The following is a 24482-nucleotide window of genomic DNA, read 5'->3' on the forward strand; positions in this document are numbered from 1 at the left end:
TACCTCCTTCAATTCACTCTTTCCATTATACCATAAAGTAGAGAAATCCCACATCCCCAATAAAATCCTTGTCTCTTATCCGAATTCCTTTACTAGATACAAAACCAAATCATCATTATTTTGGCTAGTTGCATTCATTTCCAAGGGTTGATTTCGATACCAGACACCTGTCCCATCTGGAATGTAGCCCCGTCTGATATATAATCTCTGGGCAGGGCCATAGCCTAAGTGCAAACCTACACCAAGAGTGACCTTACTCGAAACAAACTTGATTCGTTTTTCTGCTTCTTCTAGCAGTTGATTCCCAATCCCTTGATTTCGAAAAGGCTCAAACACATTAAAATCTGATAATTCTGGATAGATTTCTGCAAAAGGACCATGTTTAGCAGAGGGCAAAATGGTAACGTAGCCCACTACAGCACCATCAATCTCTGCAACTAAGACTTCTCTCTCCCCACTTTCCTGTTCCAGAAAATATCTAGCTAAAATTTCCTCTCTACCAGGCCAACCCTGATTCATAAATCCATGAGATAAGGATTCAATATCAGACTTAATCATATTTCTAATCGTACAATTCATCTTTGACTTACCCACCTTTACTCTTTCTATTACCATTATAGCACGCCAAGGTCAGAAAAAACTATCTCGTAAAAAAGACCCGTAAGGGTCTTAACTCGCTATCCAATTTCCATGCTCGTGAAAAAAAAGACCCGTAAGGGTCTTTTCTTTAATCTTCGTTTACGAAAGGCATCAAAGCCATTACGCGAGCGCGTTTGATAGCTGTTGTTACTTTACGTTGGTTTTTAGCTGAAGTTCCAGTTACACGACGTGGAAGGATTTTCCCACGTTCTGAAACGAAACGGCTAAGAAGCTCAGTATCTTTGTAATCAACATATTCAATTTTGTTTGCTGCGATGTAATCAACTTTTTTACGGCGTTTGAATCCGCCACGACGTTGTTGAGCCATGTTTTTTCTCCTTTATAGTATTAATTGTCCATTAGAATGGTAAATCATCATCTGAAATATCCAAAGGATTGGTTGATCCAAATGGATTTTCATCACGTGAAAAGTCTGGTACTGAATTTGTAGTTGCTGCATGACTAGCAGTTGGTGCAGAATAAGCTCCACCACTTTGTCCTTCACGAGCACTACGGCTTTCCAACATTTGGAAATTCTCAGCTACGACTTCTGTCACGTAGACACGTTGTCCTTGCTGGTTATCGTAACTACGAGTCTGAATACGACCTGTAATCCCGACAAGAGAGCCTTTTTTAGCCCAGTTAGCAAGATTTTCAGCCTGTTGGCGCCACATAACGACATTGATAAAATCAGCCTCACGTTCGCCATTTTGACTCTTGAATGTACGGTTTACTGCAAGAGTAAAAGTCGCAACTGCTACATTTGATGGGGTATAACGTAACTCAGCGTCACGTACCATACGCCCTACAAGTACAACATTGTTAATCATAATCTACCTTCTTATGCGTCAAGTTTGACGATCATGTGACGAAGAATGTCAGCGTTGATTTTTGAAAGACGGTCAAACTCTTTAAGAGCTACGTCATCGTTTGCTTCAACGTTAACGATGTGGTAAAGTCCTTCACGGAAATCTTGGATTTCGTATGCAAGACGACGTTTTTCCCAATCTTTTGATTCAACAACAGTTGCACCGTTGTCAGTCAAGATAGAGTCAAAACGTGCTACCAAAGCGTTTTTCGCTTCTTCTTCAATGTTTGGACGAATGATATAAAGAATTTCGTATTTAGCCATTGATATGTTCCTCCTTTTGGTCTAATGACCCCAAGCCTTTGCAAGGGGTAAGTGAGGTTTGCTCACAATAAACTATTATACTAGAAAAAAGTTTTTTTCGCAAGCTTAAAGTAAGTTATATTTTTCTTTTTAGAGTTTTTTTGCAGAAGTTTTTGTAATTTCATCTACGAGAATATTTTCATCCTCGAATTTCTTTTTCAACGATGAAAGGTCAATGCTTCCCTCAATTTGTACTTCAATAACAATTTTACCATCCTTACGTGGAATGTTAACAGTGTGAGAGATATTAAGATTTTCCTCAACGATTAAAGAAACAATCTTACCTAAAACTCCAACTTCATTTTCTGTGATAAAACGAACACGGATTCCCTCTTCACCATAACCAGCGATTTCAAGAAAGGCACTGAATACATCACGATCTGTAATGACTCCATACAATTGTCCGTTGTCAACAACTGGCAAAATACCAATCTTATTTTTAAGCATGAGATAAGTTGCATCTTCTAAACTTGCATAGCCTGAGACAGTTACAACATCTCGAATCATGACGTCTTTTACTTTTGTCTTATTAAGCAGATAATTCATCTCGAAGATTGAAAGACTAGTCGCTTTTGAAGGACTAGCTTCAGCGATTGTCCCTTCTGTTACCAAGCCTACTAATTTATCATTCTCAATAACAGGGAGACGGTGCAAGCCTTGTTCGCGCATCAAATCTGCTGCGTGTGCAACAGTTGTATCAGGACTGATATAAACGACCTTGCGTGTCATAAAATCTTTAACTGCCATAGGAAATCTCCTTTATGTTTATAGTTTTATTATACACTTTTTACGGAAAGCTATCAAACGCTTTCATTTCTTTTTCAAGATTCAGAAAAATCTGAAGGACTTTACGAAAAAGAGCTCAACTTAGAGCCCTTAATCTTATACTTATGTAGATTGTATGATTGCTTTGCAATCTTTATCCGCCGATTAAAACAATCTCTCGGACTAGATGTTAATTGCTGCCGCAATTTTTAGCCACCTAGATATGCTTTTCTGACTTCATCTGATGCTGCGAGTTCTTTTCCTGTTCCTGATAGGACAATCTTTCCTGTTTCAAGAACATATCCTCGGTCAGCGATGGCAAGTGCTTTATTAGCATTTTGCTCAATTAAGAGAACAGTTGTTCCTTGTTTTTGAATATCTTGGATGATATCAAAAATTTCTTGGATAAAGATTGGCGCAAGCCCCATTGATGGTTCATCTAATAAAAGTAGTTTAGGCGTTGACATGAGTGCACGTCCCATGGCAAGCATCTGCTGTTCACCACCAGATAAAGTAGCCGCATCTTGGTTTTTACGTTCTTCCAAACGAGGGAAACGAGAGAAGACTTTCTTCAAATTTGCTTGATTCTCTTCACGATTTTTCTTAAGAAAGGCTCCCATCTCCAAGTTTTCCAAAACTGTCAAACCAGGGAAGACATGACGTCCTTCTGGTACTTGAGAAAGTCCTGATGCCACAATCTTCTGTGCAGGCATTTTTTGGATTTCTTGTCCCAAAAATTCAATCTTACCAGAACTTGGACGTACAAGGCCTGATAATGTTCTAAGAATAGTTGTTTTACCAGCACCGTTAGCACCGATAAGTGAAACAACTTCCCCTTCATTAACTTCAAAGCTCACATCACGTACAGCTTGAATCATACCGTAGTGAACTGAGAGGTTTTCAACTTTTAACATAGACATTAGGCTTCACCTCCAAGATAAGCTTCGATAACACGTTTATTGTTCTTGATTTCATCTGGTGTCCCATGAGCAATCAAACGACCGTACTCTAGAACATAGATACGTTCAGTGACTTCCATGACCAAGTTCATATCATGTTCAATCAGCATGATGGTAATCTTGAATTCATCCTTGATGCGACGGATCAACTCAGTCAATTCTGCAGTTTCTTGTGGGTTCATACCTGCTGCAGGCTCATCCAAGAAGAGGATTTTAGGTTCTGTAGCAAGGGCACGAACAATTTCCAAACGACGTTGTTGGCCATAGGCTAAGTTTTTAGCTAAGGTTTCAGCATCACCATCTAAATCAAAGATTTTTAGTAATTCTATGGCTTTAACTTTTAATTCTTTTTCATTCTTATAAAAAGCTGGTAAGCGCAAGAAACTTGCAAAAACATGTTGTTTATGATGGTTACTAAATGCAATAAGAACGTTATCCAAAACTGTCAAGTCTTTAAAGAGGCGGATGTTTTGGAAGGTACGCCCTAAACCAAGAGCAGCAATTTTATAGGGTTGCTTGCCATTTAACAAGTGGCCATCCAAGGTTACTGTTCCTTCGCTTGGTTCATAAACTCCAGTCAGCAAGTTGAAAAGAGTTGTTTTCCCAGCTCCATTCGGTCCAATCAAGCCAACAAGTTCACCTTCGTTCAATTCTAGAGTTACATCTCCAACAGCAGTCAGACCACCAAAATGCTTGGTTAACTGTTTTACTTCAAGTAATGCCATTAGTTTTGTCCCTCCTTCTTACCTTTTTTAAAGAGTCTTGATAGGCTCAATTCCCATGTTCCAAGAAGACCACCTGGTCTGAAAATCATAACGAGTACCAAGGCCAAAGCATAGATAATCATACGAACGCTAGCCACATCTTGAAGGAACATATTCAAAATACCAAGAACAATCGCAGCGACAATTGCTCCTGTAATTGATCCCAAACCACCAAATACAACGATAATTAAAACGTTGATAGAGTTGATAAAGCTATAATCCTTTGGCACAACAGAACCGATAAATCCTGCTTGAAGGGAACCTGCAATACTTGCAGTCATAGCTCCAAAGACAAATGCGATAATTTTGATTTTTGTTGTATTGACCCCGACAGATTCAGCTGCGATTTCATCTTCACGAACAGACAAGGTTAAACGACCGATTGGACTACGAAGGAAATTCAGCGTTGCAATTGTCGTAATCACGGCAAAAATGTATACCATTTGCCAATTAGTAAAGTTTGGAATACCAAGGATACCAGCAGCTCCGTTTGTTAAATCACCACCATTGACGATTAGGATACGGATAATTTCAGCAACCCCAAGTGTCGCAACTGCAAGGTAGTCCCCCTTCAAACGAAGGGTAGGAATTCCAACGACTAAGGCAACCAAACCAGCAATGATAGCACCAAGCAACATAGCTCCAAAAAAGGCACCATAAGTTGGAGATTTAGAACCAATAATGGCTGCTGCATAGGCACCGATAGCCATGAACCCAGCATGTCCAAGAGAAAATTGACCAGAAAAACCAACGATAAGGTTAAGTCCTACTGCAAGAATAATATTGATACCGATTTGTTCTAGAATCTGAATATGGAAAAGGTTTAAAATACCAAACGAAACTAATAAGCTAATCACACCATATCCAAGCAACAAAAGGAGCAACCAGAGAATATTAACTTTTAAATTTTCTTTCATTGTTTACACCTTCTCTTTCACATTCTTACCAAGGATACCAGCTGGACGAACAATCAAGATCAATAGCAAGATTCCGTACACGATAGCATCACGGAAATCTGACATTCCGAAGGCTGTTGCAAAAGTTTCCAATAGTCCGATTACAAAACCTCCAAGAGCTGCACCAGGAATAATACCGATGCCACCTAAAACGGCAGCCACGAATGATTTAATACCCGGAGTCATTCCCATCAATGGTTCAAGAGAGTTGTAGTAAAGGGCAATCAAGACACCTGCTGCACCAGCCAGAGCTGAACCTAAGGCAAAGGTGAAACTGATTGTACGGTTTACGTTGATACCCATCAATTGAGCTGCATCACTATCTACAGATACGGCACGCATGGCTTTCCCCATTTTTGTTTTTTGCACGATGAGTTGCAAAAGGATCATCAAGACAATCGAAACTGTCAAAATCAACAATTGAATATTTGTTAGACTGATTGGACCCAAGTCATAACGAACTGTTTGGATTGCTTGAGGGAAGGCACGTGTATTGGCACCTACTAGATATACCATTCCATACTCAAGCAAGAAGGATACCCCGATAGCAGTAATCAATACAGAGATACGGGTTGAATGTCGGAGTGGACGGTAGGCTAGAAACTCGATGATAACACCGAGAATAGCTGAACCAATCATGGACAAAATTAAGGCTAAAAAGAAATTTAAATGGAGGGCATTAATCAAGAAATAACCCATGAAAGCACCCATCATATAGATATCACCATGGGCAAAGTTAATAAGCTTGATAATTCCATAAACCATAGTATAACCCAGGGCTAGCAAGGCATAGACACTACCCAAGATTAAACCATTGACAAGTTGTTGAAGCATATGGTTCACTCTTTCTAAGTTTTATTTTTAGGATTTTATAAAAAAAATAATCCCTTTATAAATACTGAAACAGGGAGTGAGTAAAAGCTCATTCCCCATTTACGATATCTATAAAATTAAGGTTTTACGACTTCTGCCGCATCTACTTTACCATTATTCATGGTCATCATGAAGGCTGTTTTCACAGTGTTATGATCTGCATCAAAGCTTGTTTGACCTGTAACACCTTCAAAGTTTTGTGTTTTAGCAAGATTGTTCTTGATATCAACTGAAGTTTTTGCACCTTTTGCTGCATTAGCTACAAGGTAAACTGAGTCATAAGCAAGAGCTGCAAATGTTGAAGGATCTTCGTTATATTTTGCACGATAAGCTTCAAGGAAGGCTTTTGCTTTATCTGAAACATCAACAGTAGTTGAGAATCCTGAGATGAAGTAGATATTTGATGCGCGTTCAGCAGTTGCTTGTTGAACAAATTCTGCACCGTTAAATCCGTCACCACCAATGATTGGCTTATCAATTCCCATACCACGAGCTTGGTTTACAATCTTACCAGCTTCTGTATAGTAACCTGGCAATACGATTGCATCAAAGTCTTTATCTTTGATTTTTGTCAAAGCTGCTTGGAAGTCTGTATCACCTGATACAAATGTTTCGTCTGCTACGATTTCACCTTTGAATGAATCACGGAAAGATTTTGCAATACCTTTAGCGTAGTCACTTGAGTTATCTGTATACAAGACCACTTTCTTAGCGTTCAATTTGTTTGAAACGTAGTTTGAGATGATTTTTCCTTGGAAACTATCTTGGAATGTTCCGATGAAGAGGAAATCTTGACCTTTTGTCAAACCATCTTGAGTAGCACTTGGAGAAATCAATGGAACTCCAGCTTGTGTAGCATTTGCTACTGCCGCTGCAGTTGCACCTGAAGTCGCAGGTCCTACGATAGCTGCTACCTTAGATTGAGTCACAAGGTTTGTTGAAACAGAAGCAGCTTCAGCAGTTTCAGATTTGTTATCTTTGTCGACTACTTCGATTTGTTTTCCATCGATACCACCTGCTGCGTTGATTTCATCAACTGCAAGTTGAGCACCCTTTTGCTCAGAAGTACCGTAAGATGCTACAGCACCAGTTTCTTCGAAGTTGAAACCAATTTTTACAACTTTTTCATCAATTGGGTTACCAGTTGTGTTTGAAGCTCCTGACTTCACTTCCCCACAAGCTGCTAAAAGAGCTGTACTTGCAAGAGCTACAAGTGACAATGCAAATTTTTTCTTCATGTTTATCTCCTTTTAATGTTCAATTTAAATTACATGTTAAGAATATACCGAATTATCAGAAAATTGTCAACAAGTTTCTCTCACTTTTTAAATGATAACGTTTTCGCTTGTTTTATATAGGTTCCCAACGAAAGGAGTTTCCAATTCTTGGATATGACAAACTCTCACTTTCTTGATAAATTTCTCTTTTCCTAGACGGTTTACCAGCTCTTCTACTTCCTCTGTTGGGACATAAAGTTGTAGGTAACGATGTTTTTTTGAGTGGTAACAAATATCACCATAATTTGCGAGTTTTTTAGCATCGCGATTATAGTATAAATAGATAATCAGACCAGACCGATTCTCTTTTTGAAACATAATTCAACTTCCTTCTTACAATCTTCCTTCTATTATATCAAAAAAAACAAGCTCAGTCGAGCTTGCTTTAGTAGTTTAATTCAAAGAATTATTAGCCATAATTTCATCAATAAAACCGTAGTCAAGAGTTTCTTGAGCGCTCATCCAGTAATCACGTTCAGCATCTTTATGAATTTGCTCAACAGATTTGCCAGAGTTATCTGCTAGGATTTGCTCCAAAGTTTTACGAGTTTTAAGTAAGTGTTCAGCAGCGATGGCCATATCAGTCTGCTGAGTACCACCACCTGTACCACCCATTGGTTGGTGAATCATGTATTCTGCATTTGGAAGCATGAAACGTTTGCCCTTTGCTCCACTTGAAGCAATAATTGTACCCATTGAGGCTGCCATTCCCATAACGATAGTTTGGACATCTGCCTTGATAAAGTTCATAGTATCAACGATTGCCAAACCAGCTGATACAGAACCTCCAGGAGTGTTTACATAAAGATAAATATCTTTTGTACTATCTTGGGCATCCAAGAAAAGCAATTGGGCGATAACTGAGTTTGCCATATTGTCTTCGACTGGTCCAGTCAACATGATAATACGGTCCTTAAGAAGACGTGAGTAAATGTCATACGAGCGTTCTCCACGACTTGTTTGTTCAATAACTACAGGAATCATTCATTTCTCCTTTTGATTTCTAATTTCTTTGTTAATAGGATTATTATATATCCTTGGTCAAAAAAGGTCAAATTTTTGCTCTATCCTAATAACAGATACAAAAATTTAACCTCCTTTCAAAACTAAGACTAGGCTATAGTCTCAATATCACTTTAGAATCTTATTTTGTTCCGAACAAGCGGTCTCCAGCGTCTCCAAGACCTGGAACGATGTAACCATGTTCGTTCAAGCGTTCATCCAAAGCTGCTGTAAAGATTTCTACATCAGGGTGTGCTGCTTGAAGTGCCTTCACACCTTCTGGAGCTGATACAAGGCAGACAAACTTGATGTTTGAAGCTCCACGTTTTTTGAGGGAGTCAACAGCCAAAATCGCTGATCCACCTGTTGCAAGCATAGGATCAACTACAAAAATTTGACGTTGGTCAATATCTTCAGGTAATTTTACCAAGTATTCTACTGGTTGAAGGGTTTCTTCATCACGGTACATACCAATGTGACCAACTTTTGCTGCTGGAACCAAACTCAATAGTCCATCAACCATACCAATACCTGCACGCAAGATTGGGACAATCGCCAATTTTTTACCAGCCAACTGTTTTTGAACTGTTTTTGTGATCGGTGTTTCGATTTCTACATCTTCAAGTGGAAGATCACGAAGCACTTCATATCCCATCAACATTGCAATCTCGTCTACTAGTTCACGAAAAGCTTTTGTAGAAGTGTCAGTGCGACGCAAGATTGATAATTTGTGTTGAATCAGTGGATGATTAATAACTTCAAGTTTTCCCATTTTCAGAATTCCTTCTTTCAATTTATTCTTCTTATTATATCAAAAAATGGTTTAAAAAGCTTTCTAAACCATTTATTTTTTTATAATTTCTAGATTAGGTGAGCCTCTTGGAGAGCTGCTTGAACTGTCTCAAGTGGCAAATGTGTTAATTCTGTCTTTTTTTCTTGATAAAGGTATTGGGCATAATCGTCCATGCGGTATTGATTAATATAAACTACACGCTCACATCCTACTTGTAGTAACTGCTTGGTACAGTTAAGGCATGGAAAATGAGTGACATAGGCTGTGAAACCTTTTGGAACGCCACGCTCTGACCCTTGTAAGATAGCATTCACTTCTGCATGAAGAGTGCGGACACAGTGGCCTTCAATCACCAGACAGTCATGATCTATACAATGCTCTGTTCCTGATACAGAACCATTATAGCCTGTTGAAATAACTTTGTTATCCTTGACTAAAACAGCTCCTACCTTGGCACGTTTACAGGTTGAGCGATTGGCAATCAATAGAGCTTGAGCAGCAAAATACTCATCCCAAGCTAGTCTTTTTTCTGTCATAGCATTTCTCCTCATGTTTTATTTTTTGAAAAATGGCAGGCGTAGATCTGCGATTTTTTCAGCAGGAACCTTCATTCCATCCTTGATCCATTTAAGCAAGACCGATACGATGGCCGAACTCCAAAAAGAATGCAGGTAAGAACTGACACCTTTTGACTTCCCATAGTATTTTTCTAGAAATTCTTGCATGGCTTGCACAAAGATTTTTTCTAAGTGATAGTCTAGGGCAAGCTGAATAACCTTAGCTTCTTTCTTGGCTTCTCTAAAGAGGTGAACCCATACAAGATAAAGGTCTGTTTTAACATCGTAATGACTCAATTGCTCCATGATGTTATGGACGCTACGTTTAAAGACACTTTCTAAAATCTCTTCTTTGGATTCATAATTTCGATAAAAAGCTGCACGAGAAACGCCAGCACGCTTGACTAACTCAGAAATGCTAATCTTAGCCAACTCCTTTTTCTCCAAGAGTTGCAAAAGAGCTGTTTCAATCGCTTCTCTGGTTAGCAAATTAGATTCTTGATTTGATTTTCTAAGGTTTTCAAGCGATTTTTCAGATATTTTACGTTCAGACATAACAATTTCTTTCTACTTGTGACAACAGAGAGGTACTACTTTTGTTTCAAGGGCTTTCATGATATAATTGTAAAAAAAGACAGAACCTTTGTCAATGTATAAGTGATAAAGATGGAGAATTTCTATGACTTGGAAGATTGTAGCTGACTCTGGTTGTGATTATCGCCAGCTGGAAAACCTTGCTTTTGATACTGAATTTGTCAGTGTTCCCTTAAAGATTCAGGTAGCAGATCAAGTCTTTGTCGATGATGCCAATCTGGATATCGATAAGATGATGGAAACTATGTATGCGACTTCTGAAGCTTCAAAATCAGCCTGCCCTAGTCCTGATGATTACTTACGAGCATTCGAAGGTGCAAAACATATTTTTGTAGTGACTATCACTGGAACTCTCTCTGGTAGCCACAATAGTGCTCAATTAGCTAAGAATATCTATCTCGAAGAACACCCTGATACTCAAATTCATGTCATCGATAGCTTATCAGCTGGTGGGGAAGTTGACCTAATCGTCGAAAAGATTAATGATTTGATCAACCAAGGACTTTCTTTTGAAGAAGTCGTTGAAGTGATTACTACTTACCAAGAAAAAACGAAGTTGTTGTTCGTTCTTGCTAAAGTGGATAACCTGGTTAAAAACGGTCGATTGAGTAAGCTTATCGGTACAGTTGTCGGGCTCCTAAATATTCGAATGGTCGGAGAAGCAAGCGAAACCGGAACCTTAGAACTCCTCCAAAAAGCTCGTGGTCCTAAAAAATCCCTTCAGGCTGCTTATGAAGAGTTAATCAAAGCTGGCTACGCTGGTGGGCGTATCGTCATGGCTCATCGTAGCAATGACAAATTCTGCCAACAGCTTTCAGAGCTCTTACGAGAAAAATACCCACAAGCTGACATTAGAATCATCCCAACTTCTGGACTCTGCAGTTTCTATGCGGAAGAAGGCGGGCTCCTCATGGGATACGAAATCAACTAATAAATCTGACAAGAGATGTCTAATCATCTCTTGTTTTTTTATGGTACAATACTCTTATGAAACATTTTGATACTATTGTCATCGGAGGTGGCCCTGCTGGTATGATGGCTACGATTTCCAGTAGCTTTTACGGGCAGAAAACCCTTCTCATTGAAAAAAATCGGAAACCCGGAAAAAAATTAGCTGGAACTGGTGGTGGTCGTTGCAATGTAACCAACAACGGCACTTTAGATGACCTACTAGCTGGAATCCCCGGCAATGGGCGCTTTCTTTATAGCGTCTTCTCCCAGTTTGACAACCATGATATCATCAACTTTTTTACAGAAAATGGTGTTAAACTCAAGGTCGAAGACCACGGACGTGTCTTTCCAGCCAGCGATAAATCTCGTACCATAATCGAGGCTCTGGAGAAGAAAATTACGGAACTTGGTGGACAAATCGCCACTCAAACAGAGATTGTTTCGGTTAAAAAGATAGACGACCAGTTTGTCCTTAAGTCTGCAGACCAGACCTTCACTTGTGATAAACTCATTGTCACAACAGGTGGTAAGTCTTATCCTTCGACTGGTTCGACTGGTTTTGGTCACGAGATTGCCCGTCATTTCAAACACACCATTACCGAACTTGAGGCTGCTGAAAGTCCCTTATTGACAGATTTTCCACACAAGGCTTTGCAGGGAATTTCCCTAGACGATGTGACCCTCAGTTATGGCAAGCACGTCATTACTCATGATTTGCTCTTTACCCACTTTGGTTTGTCAGGCCCTGCTGCCCTGCGTATGTCAAGCTTTGTCAAGGGTGGTGAGATACTTTCCTTAGACACTTTGCCTCAGCTTTCTGAGAGCGACTTGGTGGCATTTCTAGAAGAAAATCGTGAAAAATCCTTAAAAAATGCCTTGAAATCTTTGTTGCCAGAACGCTTAGCAGAATTCTTTGTGCAAGGATACCCTGAAAAAGTTAAACAGCTAACTGAAAAAGAACGGGACCAACTTGTCCAGTCTATCAAAGTTCTTAAAATTCCCGTAACTGGCAAAATGTCCCTTGCTAAATCCTTTGTTACCAAAGGAGGTATTAGTCTCAAGGAAATCAATCCTAAAACGCTGGAAAGCAAACTGGTTCCTGGCCTTCACTTTGCAGGAGAGGTCCTAGATATCAACGCCCACACGGGTGGCTTTAACATCACTTCTGCCCTCTGTACTGGCTGGGTGGCAGGAAGTCTGCATTATGATTAATCTTTAAAGTAAGAAATCGGCAGAGATTACTCCGCCGATTTTTATTTTGTCTGAGTTCTAACATAGTGGGCAATAACATCTGAAGTGTATTGAGCTGTTCCAGGTCCAAATTTGTCAATGTTTTCCTTGAACTCTGGATTATAGACATAGCCTTGGCCGATATAACCGAAGACTTCCATAGAGCAGTCAAATCCATATGTACGAATAGCTTGCAAGAGTTTGCCAGCTTCTTCTTGGTTTTCGGTTGCTGTTGCAGGTAAACCAGCTTGAAGGTTTTGTGCCAAGGATTGAAAAACTTGGTTAAAGGCGGCCGTAGACTCATCTTCACGACCTTTTTGGCGTTCGAGGGCCTGATCCATGACTTCTTGCCCATATTTCTCTACTGCCTCTTGGTGGTATTTTTGATTGTCTTGGTAGCTAAATCCAGTGAATTTTTCTTGAATGGTCATTTTTATTTCTCCTTTTTGTTCTTGAATGGTTTTTTGTAAGGTTGAAATCAAGGTATCTAGATGTTGCCTTTCTTGGGTCAAATAGTCCAACTGTCTTGCCAAATGTGGTAACAAGTCCGTCTTTTCTTCCTTCAACAGCTCTGCAATTTTTTCTAAAGAAAAACCTAGATATTTGTAATAAAGAATGACCTGAAGTCGTTCCAAATCATCCTGACTATAGGTTCGATAGCCGTTTTCCGACTTTAAAGGAACCAAGAATCCTATCTTATCGTAATGATGCAGGGTCTTGACAGAGACGCCTGAAAGTTGCGCAGCTTCTTTAATATGGTACATGATTTTCTCCTCACATTGATAGTATACACCCTTCCCTTAGGTCAGAGTCAAGTATTTTATCATATTTTTTATGAAAACATGAAAATCGCTTTCTTGACAGGTTTCAGAAAACATGATAGGATAATCAAGTCTATCAATCAAATAAAAAGCTCAAAAGAGCAATTGAGAGAGGGCTATTTGACAACTCAAGTAGCCTTTTCTTATTTTAAAAATAGATTGGAGTTTAACGATGTCTGAAAAATCGCAATGGGGCTCAAAACTGGGTTTCATCCTTGCATCTGCTGGTTCTGCTATTGGCCTTGGAGCTGTTTGGAAGTTCCCTTATATGACCGCTGCCAATGGTGGGGGAGGTTTCTTACTGGTCTTTCTTATCTCGACAATTTTAATTGGTTTCCCTCTTCTACTGGCTGAGTTTGCCCTTGGTCGAAGCGCTGGCGTGTCAGCAATCAAAACCTTTGGCAAACTTGGAAACAATCAAAAGTACAACTTTATTGGTTGGATTGGTGCCTTTGCTCTTTTCATCCTTCTCTCATTTTATAGTGTCATTGGGGGTTGGATTCTGGTATACCTTGGTATCGAGATTGGAAGATTATTCCACCTAATCGGAAATGGAGATTATGCCCAGCAATTCTCTTCCATCATTTCTAATCCAGTTATTGCTTTAGGAGCCCAAGCAGCCTTTATCTTCTTGAACATTTTCATTGTTTCACACGGCGTTCAAAAAGGAATTGAAAGAGCTTCTAAGGTTATGATGCCCCTACTTTTTATCATCTTTGTCATTATTATCGGTCGTTCTCTTAGCTTGCCAAATGCCATGGAAGGCGTCGTTTACTTCCTCAAACCTGACTTTTTAAAACTAACAAGTGCTGGACTTCTCTATGCACTGGGTCAATCTTTCTTTGCCCTATCCCTTGGAGTTACAGCCATGTTGACTTACGCTTCCTACCTAGACAAGAAAACCAATCTGATCCAATCAGGAATGTCCATCGTTGCCTTGAACATCTCAGTTTCTATCATGGCGGGACTTGCGATTTTCCCTGCTATGTCAGCCTTTAATATCCAATCTGAAGGTGGACCAAGTCTCCTCTTTATTGTTTTGCCACAACTCTTTGACAATATGCCTTTTGGTACTATTTTCTATATTCTCTTTCTCTTGCTTTTCCTCTTTGCGACGATAACTTCTTCAGTCGTCATGCTTGAGATCAACGTTGGAAATATCACCAACCAAAACAATCGTAAGCGTGCTAAGTGGAGTATGATTTTAGGGGTATTGACTTTTGTCTTTGGTATCCCTTCGGCCCTATCCTATGGTGTGATGGCTGATGTCCATATCTTTGGAAAGACCTTCTTTGACGCCATGGATTTCTTGGTTTCCAACCTCCTTATGCCTTTCGGTGCTCTCTGCTTGTCTCTTTTTACAGGCTATATTTTCAAGAAAACACTGGCAATGGAGGAACTTCATCTTGATAAAACACCATGGAAACAAGGACTTTTCCAAGTCTGGCTCTTCCTTCTTCGTTTCATTATTCCAATTATCATCATCGTGGTCTTTATCGCCCAATTTATGTAAATACAAAAAAAGGACTTGAGAATATCTCTCAAGTCTTTTCTTTTTATGGATGGCTGACAATCAATTCTAGACCTTGCCCTTCCAAAGTCCAAGCTTCAACATCACTCGGCAAGATAAAATGGCTACCTTTTTTAATTGGATAATCTTTTCCGTCTACAGTCAGTTTCCCTTGACCTGCCAAGACACTCAACAAGCTATAATCAGCTGTTTTTTCAAAGTCAACTTTTCCTGTGATTTCCCACTTGTAAACAGCAAAGAAATCATTAGAAACAAGTAAAGTTGAACGCAAATCATCTGCTTTGACAGTCACAGGACGACTGTTAGCAGGATCACCAATATTCAAAACATCGATTGATTTTTCGAGGTGAAGTTCACGCAAGTTGCCATTATCATCCTTACGGTCAAAGTCATAGACACGGTAAGTTGTATCACTAGACTGTTGCGTTTCAAGGATTAAGATACCTGCACCGATAGCATGCATGGTTCCACTTGGTACATAGAAGAAATCTCCAGCCTTAACAGGTACTTTTGTAAGCAAGGCATCCCAGTTCTTATCCTCTATTTGCTGACGGAGTTCTTCTTTTGACTTAGCATTGTGCCCATAGATAATCTCTGAGCCTTCATCTGCTGCGATGATATACCAGCACTCTGTTTTTCCAAGTTCACCTTCATGCTCTAGTCCATAAGCATCATCTGGGTGAACTTGAACACTGAGCCAGTCATTGGCATCAAGAATTTTGGTTAATAGTGGAAATACAGGCTCAGGACGGTTGCCAAACAACTCACGGTGTTCCGCATACAAAGTAGCTAGGTCGATTCCCTCAAAGCGGCCATTGGCTACCTTAGACACACCATTTGGGTGAGCTGAGATTGCCCAATACTCACCAATCTTTTCATTTGGTATGTCGTAGCCAAACTCATCACGTAGTTTAGTCCCACCCCAGATTTTTTCTTGCATTACAGAATTTAAAAATAACGGTTCTGACATCTTGATCTCCTGTCTGATTTTTCTCCCTTCATTATAGCAAAAAAAGAGTTCTGATTGAACTCTTTTTTCTATCTTATAAAGTAGGGAGAAGATTTTATAAAAATAGTAACGATATGGATTTCATACTTTTAAAAAATCTACCAGAAACTCTTAGTTCATAAGATTTGGAAGAATAAACAGCGTAAAGAATGCCATCGCAATCATCATAAAAACAAACAGGTAGACAGAATATTTGAACAACCATGTAAAACGACCTGGTTTTAAAGGTCTTTCTACATAAGAATATTTTGGTTTTTTAGGGTCATAATAAACAGCAACCTTACTACCCATTGGGAAATACTCTTCTAAAGGTGATTTGGTCAAAGAGATGAAACTGTTCCTATAAATTTTGTATCTTAAAACCTGAGGAATTTCACCTTTTTCAAAATTATCCATTTTGACATCAGATACGATTGAACCTAGGGGAGTACTGATTGTATTTGAAATAGTAGATAGAAATTTCGGCCCTACGACCTTGTATTGGTTTCCATCAACAGTGTATTCAACAACTGGGAGACTAATCCCATTATAAAGAGCATAGGAATATTGGATAATAACTCCTTCCGTTCTTTCGGTACATCTCTTGGCATTTCTATAATTACTAAATATAAAATAGTAAAACATAAAATAGGTGAAGGCAGCAAATCCTAAAATCATTAATCCAAATAATAGAAAGAAGGTTGTTGGCATCTTTTTTCTCCTTAAAACATGATGATGAATCTATTTTAACAGAAATGAAAGAAAAAGACCGGATTGCTCCGATCTTTCAATAGTTCATATTCTCACATTCTGTATTAAGAATCATTATGATTAGCTTCAAATGATTAAGCGACCTATTTCATACGATAAAAATCAATCACTAGACCAGCAGGACCTTTAACTAATAAAGACTCTGTTCCCCAATCCGTTTCACAAGGCCCATGTAAAATCTCGACACCAATCTCTTTTAATCGCTGGTAATTCTGTTCTACGTCCTCAACCTCGATGTGAAGAATGATTCCTGACTGAAAGTTTTCCAAAGGAATCAAATGATTTTGAGATAACATGAGACAGTGACTGCCAATCGTAAACTGAGCAAAACTGTCATCAACATAATCTGACTTTTTATCCAAAATACGCTCCAAGTCAGCACAGACTTGGGGAACATTTGACACGATAATATCTAATTGATTTAAATTCATTTACTGTCCTCCACAAAATGACCGGATTGCTCCGATCTTTTAAGTTTCCCTCTAAGAAAATCAATGCATAAAATCTACAAAGTTTACTTTTTGATTTTCGACGAGAGGAATTATTTAATTGCGCGTGATTGCAACCCTTCTTCTTCCAAGAAGAGGCGGAATGGTACAAGCTCTTCAGCTTCGTATTTTTCTTTGAAGGCTTTAATAGCTTCTTCTGAGTGTTGTTTTGGATCCAACTCAAGTACTTCTACTGGAAGTGGACGGTGTTGGGTGATGTGAGCATCGATGACAACTGTCTTACCTTCTTTGTTGAGTTTAACAGCTTCAGCAACAACTGCATCGATGTCTTCGATACGGTCAACTGTAAATCCAACAGCTCCTTGAGCTTCAGCGATTTTCGCATAGTCAGCATTAGGGAAGTCACAACCAAACAAGTGTTTGTTTGTGTCTTCGTATTTGTCCTTGATGAAGGCATATTTACCATTTGAGAAGACAACGTTGATAACTGGAAGGTCGTATTGAACGTTTGTGATAACGTCTGGGTAGCACATGTTAAAGGCTCCGTCACCCATGATGTTCCATACTTGGCGATCTGGATTGTCTTTCTTAGCAGCGATACCACCAGGAAGGGCAATACCCATTGTCGCAAAGAGTGGAGATGTACGCCACATGTTCTTAGGTGTCATGTGAAGGTGACGAGTAGATGTTTGAGTAGTGTCACCTACGTCGATTGAGTAGATAGCGTCTTGATCAGCATGTTTGTTGATTGCATTGTAAACTTGATACAATTGCAATTCACCCTCAGTTTTACCTTCGAGTTTGTTCATGTAATCACGCCAGTTTTGGTTGTTCTTCACGTTTGCACGCCACCATGGAGTAGATTCAACTGGATTCACTTTGTCAAGGATTGCTTTCGCTGCTTGACCTGCATCACCAAGGATTGAAGCGTCTAGGGCATGACGTTTACCAAGTTTGTAAGGGTCGATATCCACTTGGATGAATTTTTCAGTGTTTTTGAAGGCTTCGTAAACTTCAGCAAATGGGAAGTTTGAACCAAGGAAGAGAACAGTGTCTGCTTCAAAGACTACTTCGTTGGCTGGTTTCCAACCAACACGGTAAGCAGAACCTGTCAAACCTTCATAGTTCCATTCAAAAGCTTCAAAGTTTTTACCAGTTGTGATGATTGGTGCTTTGATTTTACGTGACAATTCAGTAATCACTTCACCTGCTTTAACACCACCGTAACCAGCATAGATAACTGGACGTTCAGCATTGTTCAAGATTTCAACTGCTTTGTCAATTTCAACTTCGTTCAAAGCAGGAGCGATGAATGAACGTTCGTATGAACCTGAACCGTAATATGAGTTTTCGTCGATTTCTTGGAAACCAAAGTTTACTGGAATTTCAACGACAGCTGGACCTTTTTTAGAAACGGCAGCACGGCAAGCTTCGTCAATAACTTTTGGTAATTGCTCTGCGTAAGCTACACGTTTGTTGTAAACAGCGATACCGTTGTACATTGGGTTTTGGTTCAATTCTTGGAAGGCATCCATGTTCAATTCGTTAACTGGACGTGATCCAAGGATAGCAAGGAATGGAGTGTTATCCATAGCTGCATCGTAAACACCGTTGATCAAGTGAGTTGCACCAGGTCCACCTGAACCAACTGCAACACCGATAGATCCGCCAAATTTAGCTTGCATAACCGCTGCAAGAGCACCTGTTTCTTCGTGACGAACTTGCAAGAAACGGATATCTTTGTCTTCAGCCAAAGCGTCCATCAATGAGCTGAGTGTTCCTGATGGGATACCGTAGATAGTATCTACGCCCCATGTTTTCAATACGTTGAGCATTGCTGCAGATGCAGTAATTTTCCCTTGAGTCATAATGATAACTCTCCTTCAAAATAATTTCATATATTTACAAAAAACGCTTTTATATGTTATTTGAAAACGATTCAGTAAATTTACAATCCTAATTTATCACATTTGATTTTAGATTTCTAAGTATATGCTCAGAAACTTTCATTCTCTATTACAGTACAGTTTGAAAACGTTTCGAAAATCTGTTTTAGAATAGCAAAAAAGCGGTTAAGACCGCCTTTTTAATCGACTTTAGTAAAATTAAGCATGAGAGAGCTGATTAAAACAGATACTGAACTAAAGGCCATGGCCAATCCTGCAAGTTCTGGATTGAGTACCAAACCAAGACCAGAAAACACTCCTGCTGCAATCGGAATACCAATGAGGTTATAGATAGAAGCCCAGAAAAGATTGAGTAGAATACGATTAAAGGTCTTCTTACTCATATCAAAAGCACGTGCCAATCCTAGTAAATTGTTGGTTGTAAGGACAAGGTCTGCTGATTCGATGGCAATATCTGTTCCAGAACCCATGGCAATTCCGACATCAGCTACACTTAGGGCCGGCGCATCATTGATACCATCTCCAACAAAGGCCAGTTTTCCTTTCTTTTGAAGCTTGTGAATCTCATGCGCCTTTTCCTCTGGCAAGACATTTGCGATTACTTCTTCTATCCCAATTTGCTCTGCAATCGCATGGGCTACTCCAGCATTATCTCCGGTAAGCATAACCGTTCTGAGGCCGCGTTTTTTCAATTTAGCAATAGCTTCTCGAGCATTTTCCTTAGGGACATCCTGCAAGGCAATTAAGCCTTTTAGTTCACCATCTACGGATAGGAAGACAACTGTTTTTGCTTCTTTCTCAAGCAAATCAAATCGTTCTTGATAATCATGTGGAATAGCAAGGTCAGCTAAGAGCTTAGCATTCCCAAGCAAGACTTGTTTACCATTAATAATCCCAGTCACACCTTTTCCATGCAAGGCTTGGAAGTTTTCCACTGGGTAAAGGCTAATTCCTAGTTCAGATGCACGATTAACAATAGCTTGAGCTAGCGGGTGTTGAGATACATCCTCCAGTGAAGCAGCCAAACTTAGCACTTCTCTTTCATCACCAATAACATCTGTCACTACTGGCTTCCCTTCGGTCAAGGTTCCTGTCTTATCAAAAACAACCGTTTGGACTTTTTGGATCTCCTGTAAAACTGTACCATTTTTGAGAAGAATCCCCATCTTGGCACTTCGTCCTGTTCCAACCATGAGTGCTGTCGGTGTCGCGAGTCCTAGTGCACAAGGACAGGCAATTATCAAAACAGCAACTCCGTAGAGAAGTGACGTCACAAAGCTATCTCCAAGGAAAACAAACCAGATCCAAAAAGTAAGAAGTCCTAAAATGACAACTGCTGGTACAAAAATCCCTGAAATCTTGTCGGTCAAATCTTGAATAGGAGCACGACTCGTTTGCGCTTTCTTCACAAAGTCCACAATCTGAGCCAGCATAGTCTCAGAACCAACTTTTTCAGCTCTAAAGATGATCGTACCACTATTATTGATAGTTGAACCAATGACAGCATCTCCAACTGATTTATCGACTGGAATACTTTCCCCAGTCACCATTGATTCATCAATACTCGTTTCACCTTCTAACACAGTCCCATCAACGGCAATTTTTTCACCTGGTCGAACGCGAATGAGATCCCCAACTTTGACTTGTTCTAGAGGTATTTGAACATAAACATCATCACGCAAAACCTCTGCTGTCTTTGCTTGTAGGTCTAATAATTTTTCGACTGCCTGCGAAGTATTTTTTCGCATTTTTTCCTCAAAAACTGCTCCCAAAAGAATGAAGAAGAGGATAAATGCAGCACTTTCAAAGTAAACGGGCAGACCAGTGAAGAGGGCAACTAAGCTATAGAAATAGGCCACTAGGGTTCCCAGAGCAACCAAGGTATCCATGTTGGAATTGTGCTTTTTAAAACTAGCCCAGGCGCTTCTGATATATGGAACTCCAGCTACCAGCATAATGGGTGTTGTGGCTAAAAAGGTGCCCCAACGCATGACTTGGTGACTAATTCCTCCTGTAGACATCCCAATCATGAGAATCACAAGAGGCACAGTAAAGATACTAGTAATCCAAAAACGCTGTAAAAGACTTAGAGACTTTTTAGTTTTTTCAACAACGGTATAGGTCCCCTTTTGCATCTTCATGCCGCATGAAAATTCATACTCACCCAGGTCTTGAGGAGTAAAACGAATGAGTTTTTCCTCATCTTGAGCGATCGGTTCTAGAATCCCTTCTTCTTCGAAGAGAATCTCTTTATAACAGTTTGAAGGTGTCACACGATGAAAGGTAATCTCAGCAGGAATCCCTTTTTGCAGTTGAATGTGGGCTGGATGGTAGCCTTTGTCTGCCGTGATACGGATTTTTTGAACACCATTTTCAAGACTTGCTTTTACAATTTCAGTCATATCATTCTCCTATTCTACAATCATCTTACCGTGCATCATATTCATGCCACAAGAGAAACCATACTCACCTGCTTCTTCAGGAGTGATTTCAACCACATATTGGTCTCCCATAGGCAGATCTGCATGCACTCCAAAGTCTGGAAAAACGATTTGGTCCAAGCAAGGTGAAGGATCTTTTCGATCAAAAATAATGCGAGCAGGTTGCGATTTTTTGAGGATAATGGTTCCTGGAGTGTAGCCCCCCATGACCTCCACTCGAATCTCCTGATAGCCATTCTTTTGTTGGGCTCTCTTAGCATCTTCTTGCGGTTTTTTGAAAAACCAAAAGAGGATAAAAGCAATCATTCCTAAAACAACAATAGATACAAATAGATTTAACATAGCGTCTCCTTTACATACAATTACATTTTACTTCTGTTACAGCATTTGCTTTTTTCTTTGAAATCACTTCTTCCAAGCCCTCCAAGTCAGCTAGGGTAAAATCACATTCTTCAATCAAATCAGCTAGCAAGAGCTTTATTCTGCGAGAACAAAGCTTGTCTTTGATATCATGAACCATTAAGCCCCTACTATCATCTAGCGTTAAAAGGGCCGAATAGACAAAGTACTTGCCCTGTTTTTCCCGAGTCAAACATTCTTTCTCCACCAAACGAGCCAAGAGTGTCTGGATCGTGGATTTGGACCAGCTAAACCTTTTCTCTAATACTTTTATCAGATCAGTACTAGTCTGTTCTCCCTGCATCCAGATAATCTTCATGACCTGCCATTCTGCATCCGAAATCTGCATCAGTACACCTCCAAAATCTACATTTGTCAATTACAATTATCAGTATACTCTCAAAATCTACATTTGTCAACTAAATTTCCTAAAAATTTTAAAATTTCCCTTTCCAATAGATTTTGTCTATCATTGTGATAAAAAATACATATTATTCAAAGCTCTGTTTTAATGCTACAATAACTGTATTATTTTCCTAGATAGGAGGTTCTACTTTTGGATTGGTCCATTGTTGAACAATATCTACCACTCTATCAAAAGGCTTTTTTTCTGACCTTGCATATTGCAGTTTGGGGAATTCTAGGTTCTTTTTTGCTGGGGATCATCGTCAGCGTCATCCGACATTATCGAGTTCCTGTTTTCTCACAATTAGCTACAGCCTATATAGAATTGTCACGAAATACACCCCTTTTGATACAACTTTTCTTTCTCTACTTCGGTCTACCTCGAATAGGGATTGTTCTCTCTTCAGAAGTCTGTGCAACGGTTGGACTCATTTTCTTAGGTGGTTCCTACATGGCAGAATCCTTCCGAAGCGGGCTAGAAGCCGTCAGTCAAACCCAGCATGAAATTGGTTTAGCCATTGGGCTTACACCTTTTCAGGTCTTTCGCTACGTGATTCTTCCACAAGCGACTGCAGTGGCTCTACCATCCTTTAGCGCAAATGTTATTTTCCTCATCAAAGAAACATCTGTCTTTTCGGCAGTCGCCCTTGCTGACCTAATGTATGTTGCTAAGGATTTGATTGGACTCTACTATGAAACAGATATCGCACTAGCCATGTTGGTGGTTGCTTACCTTATCGTGCTTCTACCTATTTCACTAGTCTTTAGTTGGATAGAAAGGAGGCTCCGTCATGCAGGATTCGGGAATGCAAGTACTCTTTCAGGGAAATAATCTCTTGAGAATTTTACAGGGATTGGGAGTCACAATTGGGATTTCTATCCTGTCTGTCTTCTTATCCATGATTTTCGGAACGGTTATGGGAATTATCATGACCTCTCATTCTAGAGTGATTCGCTTATTGACACGCTTATATCTAGAATTTATCCGGATTATGCCGCAGCTAGTGCTCCTTTTCATCGTTTACTTTGGCTTAGCTCGAAACTTTAATATCAATATCTCTGGGGAGACTTCTGCTATTATCGTTTTCACCCTCTGGGGAACAGCTGAGATGGGTGACTTGGTTCGTGGCGCTATCACTTCCTTGCCTAAACATCAGTTTGAGAGCGGACAAGCGCTTGGCTTAACTAAAGTGCAACTCTACTACCATATCATTATCCCTCAAGTTTTGAGAAGGCTTCTACCGCAAGCCATCAATCTTGTCACTCGTATGATCAAAACGACTTCCTTGGTTGTTTTGATTGGAGTTGTTGAGGTTACCAAGGTTGGACAACAAATCATTGATAGCAATCGCTTAACCATCCCAACCGCTTCCTTTTGGATATATGGAACCATCCTAGTCTTGTATTTCGCAGTTTGCTTCCCTATTTCCAAACTATCTACTCATCTAGAAAAACATTGGAGGAACTAAATGTCTGAAACTATTTTAGAAATCAAGGAACTAAAAAAATCCTTCGGAGATAATCCAATCCTCCAAGGACTTTCCCTAGATATTAAAAAGGGAGAAGTCGTCGTCATCCTAGGACCATCTGGTTGTGGTAAAAGTACGCTACTTCGCTGCCTCAATGGTTTAGAAAGTATTCAAGGAGGAGATATCCTGCTTGATGGTCAGTCCATCGTTGAAAATAAAAAAGATTTTCACCTGGTTCGCCAAAAGATCGGTATGGTCTTTCAAAGTTATGAACTCTTTCCTCACCTAGATGTCCTTCAAAACCTCATCCTAGGACCTATCAAGGCTCAGGGGAGAGACAAAAAAGAAGTCACTGAAGAAGCTCTGCAACTACTGGAACGTGTCGGACTTCTAGATAAAAAACATAGCTTTGCTCGTCAATTATCTGGTGGACAAAAGCAACGGGTAGCCATCGTTCGTGCACTTCTCATGCATCCAGAAATTATCCTCTTTGACGAAGTAACTGCTTCACTGGATCCAGAAATGGTACGTGAGGTTCTAGAACTCATCAATGACTTGGCCCAAGAAGGTCGTACCATGATTCTGGTAACCCACGAAATGCAGTTTGCCCAAGCTATTGCGGACCGCATTATCTTTCTAGACCAAGGAAAAATTGCTGAAGAAGGAACTGCTCAAGAATTCTTCACAAATCCACAAACGAAACGAGCACAAGAATTTTTAAACGTCTTTGACTTTAGCCAGTTTGGCTCATATCTATAATCAACAAAGGA

29 protein-coding genes are annotated in these 24482 nt (G+C 39.7%); 6 read left to right on the plus strand and 23 right to left on the minus strand.

Annotated features, from left to right (window positions below; translation table 11 throughout):
• Positions 1-75: 75 nt before the first annotated feature.
• The 15 genes from HMPREF2957_RS05375 to HMPREF2957_RS05445 all read right to left on the minus strand — a co-directional run bounded on the left by HMPREF2957_RS05375 (position 76) and on the right by HMPREF2957_RS05445 (position 10311).
• Positions 76-579, minus strand: a complete 504-nt coding sequence (locus HMPREF2957_RS05375; protein ID WP_004252380.1) for a GNAT family N-acetyltransferase — start codon at positions 577-579, stop codon at positions 76-78.
• Positions 580-727: 148 nt separating this feature from the next.
• A complete protein-coding gene (rpsR, locus tag HMPREF2957_RS05380; protein WP_000068664.1) occupies positions 728-967 on the minus strand; it encodes a 30S ribosomal protein S18 in 240 nt (79 codons plus the stop codon).
• Between the two features lie 31 nt (positions 968-998).
• Positions 999-1469 (minus strand): single-stranded DNA-binding protein, encoded by a 471-nt coding sequence (locus tag HMPREF2957_RS05385; RefSeq protein WP_070677971.1) that lies wholly within the window; start codon positions 1467-1469, stop codon positions 999-1001.
• An 11-nt stretch (positions 1470-1480) separates the two neighbouring features.
• Positions 1481-1771 (minus strand): 30S ribosomal protein S6, encoded by a 291-nt coding sequence (rpsF, locus tag HMPREF2957_RS05390; RefSeq protein ID WP_001151775.1) that lies wholly within the window; start codon positions 1769-1771, stop codon positions 1481-1483.
• A gap of 129 nt (positions 1772-1900) precedes the next feature.
• Positions 1901-2557 carry a CBS domain-containing protein gene (locus HMPREF2957_RS05395; RefSeq protein ID WP_006148127.1) on the minus strand — a complete coding sequence of 219 codons (657 nt, stop codon included), beginning with the start codon at positions 2555-2557 and terminating at the stop codon, positions 1901-1903.
• Between the two features lie 227 nt (positions 2558-2784).
• The gene (locus tag HMPREF2957_RS05400) at positions 2785-3495 is read right to left on the minus strand and encodes an ABC transporter ATP-binding protein (protein WP_000062222.1); all 711 of its coding nucleotides are present in this window, start codon (positions 3493-3495) and stop codon (positions 2785-2787) included.
• A complete protein-coding gene (locus HMPREF2957_RS05405) occupies positions 3495-4259 on the minus strand; it encodes an ABC transporter ATP-binding protein (protein WP_070677973.1) in 765 nt (254 codons plus the stop codon). Before HMPREF2957_RS05405 ends, HMPREF2957_RS05400 begins: the two co-directional genes overlap by 1 nt.
• Positions 4259-5215, minus strand: coding sequence for a branched-chain amino acid ABC transporter permease (locus tag HMPREF2957_RS05410; RefSeq protein ID WP_004252374.1), 957 nt, complete (start codon positions 5213-5215; stop codon positions 4259-4261). Before HMPREF2957_RS05410 ends, HMPREF2957_RS05405 begins: the two co-directional genes overlap by 1 nt.
• Positions 5216-5218: 3 nt before the next feature.
• Positions 5219-6088, minus strand: a complete 870-nt coding sequence (locus HMPREF2957_RS05415) for a branched-chain amino acid ABC transporter permease (protein WP_004252371.1) — start codon at positions 6086-6088, stop codon at positions 5219-5221.
• 116 nt (positions 6089-6204) lie between these two features.
• Positions 6205-7365 carry an ABC transporter substrate-binding protein gene (locus HMPREF2957_RS05420; protein WP_004252370.1) on the minus strand — a complete coding sequence of 387 codons (1161 nt, stop codon included), beginning with the start codon at positions 7363-7365 and terminating at the stop codon, positions 6205-6207.
• 87 nt (positions 7366-7452) lie between these two features.
• Positions 7453-7722: a YlbG family protein gene (locus tag HMPREF2957_RS05425; RefSeq protein WP_004252368.1), complete on the minus strand. Its 270-nt coding sequence runs from the start codon at positions 7720-7722 to the stop codon at positions 7453-7455.
• Between the two features lie 75 nt (positions 7723-7797).
• Positions 7798-8388 (minus strand): ATP-dependent Clp protease proteolytic subunit ClpP, encoded by a 591-nt coding sequence (gene clpP / locus HMPREF2957_RS05430; RefSeq protein WP_006148124.1) that lies wholly within the window; start codon positions 8386-8388, stop codon positions 7798-7800.
• 160 nt (positions 8389-8548) lie between these two features.
• On the minus strand, positions 8549-9178 hold the full coding sequence (upp, locus tag HMPREF2957_RS05435; RefSeq protein WP_004252365.1) for a uracil phosphoribosyltransferase: 630 nt from the start codon (positions 9176-9178) through the stop codon (positions 8549-8551).
• A gap of 89 nt (positions 9179-9267) precedes the next feature.
• Positions 9268-9735 (minus strand): deoxycytidylate deaminase, encoded by a 468-nt coding sequence (locus tag HMPREF2957_RS05440; protein ID WP_070677975.1) that lies wholly within the window; start codon positions 9733-9735, stop codon positions 9268-9270.
• An 18-nt stretch (positions 9736-9753) separates the two neighbouring features.
• Entirely contained in the window at positions 9754-10311 is a 558-nt protein-coding gene (locus tag HMPREF2957_RS05445; RefSeq protein ID WP_070677977.1) for a TetR/AcrR family transcriptional regulator, read from the minus strand.
• A 124-nt stretch (positions 10312-10435) separates the two neighbouring features.
• Here HMPREF2957_RS05445 and HMPREF2957_RS05450 point away from each other — a divergent pair, with 124 nt between their 5' ends.
• Positions 10436-11281, plus strand: coding sequence for a DegV family protein (locus HMPREF2957_RS05450; protein WP_070677979.1), 846 nt, complete (start codon positions 10436-10438; stop codon positions 11279-11281).
• Positions 11282-11337: 56 nt separating this feature from the next.
• Positions 11338-12513, plus strand: a complete 1176-nt coding sequence (locus HMPREF2957_RS05455; RefSeq protein WP_070677981.1) for an aminoacetone oxidase — start codon at positions 11338-11340, stop codon at positions 12511-12513.
• Positions 12514-12554: 41 nt separating this feature from the next.
• Here HMPREF2957_RS05455 and HMPREF2957_RS05460 read toward each other — a convergent pair whose 3' ends face one another.
• On the minus strand, positions 12555-13295 hold the full coding sequence (locus HMPREF2957_RS05460; RefSeq protein ID WP_070677983.1) for a MerR family transcriptional regulator: 741 nt from the start codon (positions 13293-13295) through the stop codon (positions 12555-12557).
• Positions 13296-13524: 229 nt separating this feature from the next.
• On the opposite strand from HMPREF2957_RS05460, the gene HMPREF2957_RS05470 reads away from it, so the two are divergent.
• Complete coding sequence (locus HMPREF2957_RS05470) at positions 13525-14865, plus strand: sodium-dependent transporter (RefSeq protein ID WP_070677985.1); 1341 nt, start codon at positions 13525-13527, stop codon at positions 14863-14865.
• A 43-nt stretch (positions 14866-14908) separates the two neighbouring features.
• Here the strand turns inward: HMPREF2957_RS05470 and manA are convergent, their stop codons facing one another.
• The 7 genes from manA to HMPREF2957_RS05505 all read right to left on the minus strand — a co-directional run bounded on the left by manA (position 14909) and on the right by HMPREF2957_RS05505 (position 22187).
• Positions 14909-15853 carry a mannose-6-phosphate isomerase, class I gene (manA, locus tag HMPREF2957_RS05475; RefSeq protein ID WP_070677986.1) on the minus strand — a complete coding sequence of 315 codons (945 nt, stop codon included), beginning with the start codon at positions 15851-15853 and terminating at the stop codon, positions 14909-14911.
• A gap of 150 nt (positions 15854-16003) precedes the next feature.
• Positions 16004-16582, minus strand: a complete 579-nt coding sequence (locus HMPREF2957_RS05480) for a DUF3592 domain-containing protein (protein WP_070677988.1) — start codon at positions 16580-16582, stop codon at positions 16004-16006.
• Positions 16583-16725: 143 nt separating this feature from the next.
• Positions 16726-17073 carry a VOC family protein gene (locus HMPREF2957_RS05485; protein ID WP_070677991.1) on the minus strand — a complete coding sequence of 116 codons (348 nt, stop codon included), beginning with the start codon at positions 17071-17073 and terminating at the stop codon, positions 16726-16728.
• 110 nt (positions 17074-17183) lie between these two features.
• Positions 17184-18959, minus strand: coding sequence for a pyruvate oxidase (gene spxB / locus HMPREF2957_RS05490; RefSeq protein ID WP_000191807.1), 1776 nt, complete (start codon positions 18957-18959; stop codon positions 17184-17186).
• A gap of 218 nt (positions 18960-19177) precedes the next feature.
• Positions 19178-21400 carry a heavy metal translocating P-type ATPase gene (locus HMPREF2957_RS05495; RefSeq protein WP_004252345.1) on the minus strand — a complete coding sequence of 741 codons (2223 nt, stop codon included), beginning with the start codon at positions 21398-21400 and terminating at the stop codon, positions 19178-19180.
• A 9-nt stretch (positions 21401-21409) separates the two neighbouring features.
• Positions 21410-21781: a cupredoxin domain-containing protein gene (locus HMPREF2957_RS05500; RefSeq protein WP_004252344.1), complete on the minus strand. Its 372-nt coding sequence runs from the start codon at positions 21779-21781 to the stop codon at positions 21410-21412.
• A gap of 10 nt (positions 21782-21791) precedes the next feature.
• The gene (locus HMPREF2957_RS05505; RefSeq protein ID WP_004252342.1) at positions 21792-22187 is read right to left on the minus strand and encodes a CopY/TcrY family copper transport repressor; all 396 of its coding nucleotides are present in this window, start codon (positions 22185-22187) and stop codon (positions 21792-21794) included.
• Between the two features lie 207 nt (positions 22188-22394).
• Here HMPREF2957_RS05505 and HMPREF2957_RS05510 point away from each other — a divergent pair, with 207 nt between their 5' ends.
• Genes HMPREF2957_RS05510 through HMPREF2957_RS05520 form a run of 3 tightly spaced genes read left to right on the plus strand, consistent with a single transcriptional unit; the run spans position 22395 to position 24471 of the window.
• Entirely contained in the window at positions 22395-23075 is a 681-nt protein-coding gene (locus tag HMPREF2957_RS05510) for an amino acid ABC transporter permease (protein ID WP_004252341.1), read from the plus strand.
• Complete coding sequence (locus HMPREF2957_RS05515; RefSeq protein WP_004252335.1) at positions 23035-23712, plus strand: amino acid ABC transporter permease; 678 nt, start codon at positions 23035-23037, stop codon at positions 23710-23712. The genes HMPREF2957_RS05510 and HMPREF2957_RS05515 overlap by 41 nt, the downstream gene beginning before the upstream one ends.
• Positions 23713-24471 (plus strand): amino acid ABC transporter ATP-binding protein, encoded by a 759-nt coding sequence (locus HMPREF2957_RS05520; protein ID WP_004252334.1) that lies wholly within the window; start codon positions 23713-23715, stop codon positions 24469-24471.
• The last annotated feature ends 11 nt before the right edge of the window (positions 24472-24482 follow it).

The sequence above is a fragment of the Streptococcus sp. HMSC062D07 genome (assembly GCF_001814215.1).
GTDB classification, from domain to species: Bacteria; Bacillota; Bacilli; order Lactobacillales; family Streptococcaceae; genus Streptococcus; species Streptococcus infantis_I.

What these genes read in the sequence shown, in the direction of transcription:
- HMPREF2957_RS05375 (WP_004252380.1), bottom strand. Translation starts at nt 579, where the DNA reads ATGAATTGTACGATTAGAAATATGATTAAGTCTGATATTGAATCCTTA.
- rpsR (WP_000068664.1), bottom strand. Translation starts at nt 967, where the DNA reads ATGGCTCAACAACGTCGTGGCGGATTCAAACGCCGTAAAAAAGTTGAT.
- HMPREF2957_RS05385 (WP_070677971.1), bottom strand. Translation starts at nt 1,469, where the DNA reads ATGATTAACAATGTTGTACTTGTAGGGCGTATGGTACGTGACGCTGAG.
- rpsF (WP_001151775.1), bottom strand. Translation starts at nt 1,771, where the DNA reads ATGGCTAAATACGAAATTCTTTATATCATTCGTCCAAACATTGAAGAA.
- HMPREF2957_RS05395 (WP_006148127.1), bottom strand. Translation starts at nt 2,557, where the DNA reads ATGGCAGTTAAAGATTTTATGACACGCAAGGTCGTTTATATCAGTCCT.
- HMPREF2957_RS05400 (WP_000062222.1), bottom strand. Translation starts at nt 3,495, where the DNA reads ATGTCTATGTTAAAAGTTGAAAACCTCTCAGTTCACTACGGTATGATT.
- HMPREF2957_RS05405 (WP_070677973.1), bottom strand. Translation starts at nt 4,259, where the DNA reads ATGGCATTACTTGAAGTAAAACAGTTAACCAAGCATTTTGGTGGTCTG.
- HMPREF2957_RS05410 (WP_004252374.1), bottom strand. Translation starts at nt 5,215, where the DNA reads ATGAAAGAAAATTTAAAAGTTAATATTCTCTGGTTGCTCCTTTTGTTG.
- HMPREF2957_RS05415 (WP_004252371.1), bottom strand. Translation starts at nt 6,088, where the DNA reads ATGCTTCAACAACTTGTCAATGGTTTAATCTTGGGTAGTGTCTATGCC.
- HMPREF2957_RS05420 (WP_004252370.1), bottom strand. Translation starts at nt 7,365, where the DNA reads ATGAAGAAAAAATTTGCATTGTCACTTGTAGCTCTTGCAAGTACAGCT.
- HMPREF2957_RS05425 (WP_004252368.1), bottom strand. Translation starts at nt 7,722, where the DNA reads ATGTTTCAAAAAGAGAATCGGTCTGGTCTGATTATCTATTTATACTAT.
- clpP (WP_006148124.1), bottom strand. Translation starts at nt 8,388, where the DNA reads ATGATTCCTGTAGTTATTGAACAAACAAGTCGTGGAGAACGCTCGTAT.
- upp (WP_004252365.1), bottom strand. Translation starts at nt 9,178, where the DNA reads ATGGGAAAACTTGAAGTTATTAATCATCCACTGATTCAACACAAATTA.
- HMPREF2957_RS05440 (WP_070677975.1), bottom strand. Translation starts at nt 9,735, where the DNA reads ATGACAGAAAAAAGACTAGCTTGGGATGAGTATTTTGCTGCTCAAGCT.
- HMPREF2957_RS05445 (WP_070677977.1), bottom strand. Translation starts at nt 10,311, where the DNA reads ATGTCTGAACGTAAAATATCTGAAAAATCGCTTGAAAACCTTAGAAAA.
- HMPREF2957_RS05450 (WP_070677979.1), top strand. Translation starts at nt 10,436, where the DNA reads ATGACTTGGAAGATTGTAGCTGACTCTGGTTGTGATTATCGCCAGCTG.
- HMPREF2957_RS05455 (WP_070677981.1), top strand. Translation starts at nt 11,338, where the DNA reads ATGAAACATTTTGATACTATTGTCATCGGAGGTGGCCCTGCTGGTATG.
- HMPREF2957_RS05460 (WP_070677983.1), bottom strand. Translation starts at nt 13,295, where the DNA reads ATGTACCATATTAAAGAAGCTGCGCAACTTTCAGGCGTCTCTGTCAAG.
- HMPREF2957_RS05470 (WP_070677985.1), top strand. Translation starts at nt 13,525, where the DNA reads ATGTCTGAAAAATCGCAATGGGGCTCAAAACTGGGTTTCATCCTTGCA.
- manA (WP_070677986.1), bottom strand. Translation starts at nt 15,853, where the DNA reads ATGTCAGAACCGTTATTTTTAAATTCTGTAATGCAAGAAAAAATCTGG.
- HMPREF2957_RS05480 (WP_070677988.1), bottom strand. Translation starts at nt 16,582, where the DNA reads ATGCCAACAACCTTCTTTCTATTATTTGGATTAATGATTTTAGGATTT.
- HMPREF2957_RS05485 (WP_070677991.1), bottom strand. Translation starts at nt 17,073, where the DNA reads ATGAATTTAAATCAATTAGATATTATCGTGTCAAATGTTCCCCAAGTC.
- spxB (WP_000191807.1), bottom strand. Translation starts at nt 18,959, where the DNA reads ATGACTCAAGGGAAAATTACTGCATCTGCAGCAATGCTCAACGTATTG.
- HMPREF2957_RS05495 (WP_004252345.1), bottom strand. Translation starts at nt 21,400, where the DNA reads ATGACTGAAATTGTAAAAGCAAGTCTTGAAAATGGTGTTCAAAAAATC.
- HMPREF2957_RS05500 (WP_004252344.1), bottom strand. Translation starts at nt 21,781, where the DNA reads ATGTTAAATCTATTTGTATCTATTGTTGTTTTAGGAATGATTGCTTTT.
- HMPREF2957_RS05505 (WP_004252342.1), bottom strand. Translation starts at nt 22,187, where the DNA reads ATGCAGATTTCGGATGCAGAATGGCAGGTCATGAAGATTATCTGGATG.
- HMPREF2957_RS05515 (WP_004252335.1), top strand. Translation starts at nt 23,035, where the DNA reads ATGCAGGATTCGGGAATGCAAGTACTCTTTCAGGGAAATAATCTCTTG.
- HMPREF2957_RS05520 (WP_004252334.1), top strand. Translation starts at nt 23,713, where the DNA reads ATGTCTGAAACTATTTTAGAAATCAAGGAACTAAAAAAATCCTTCGGA.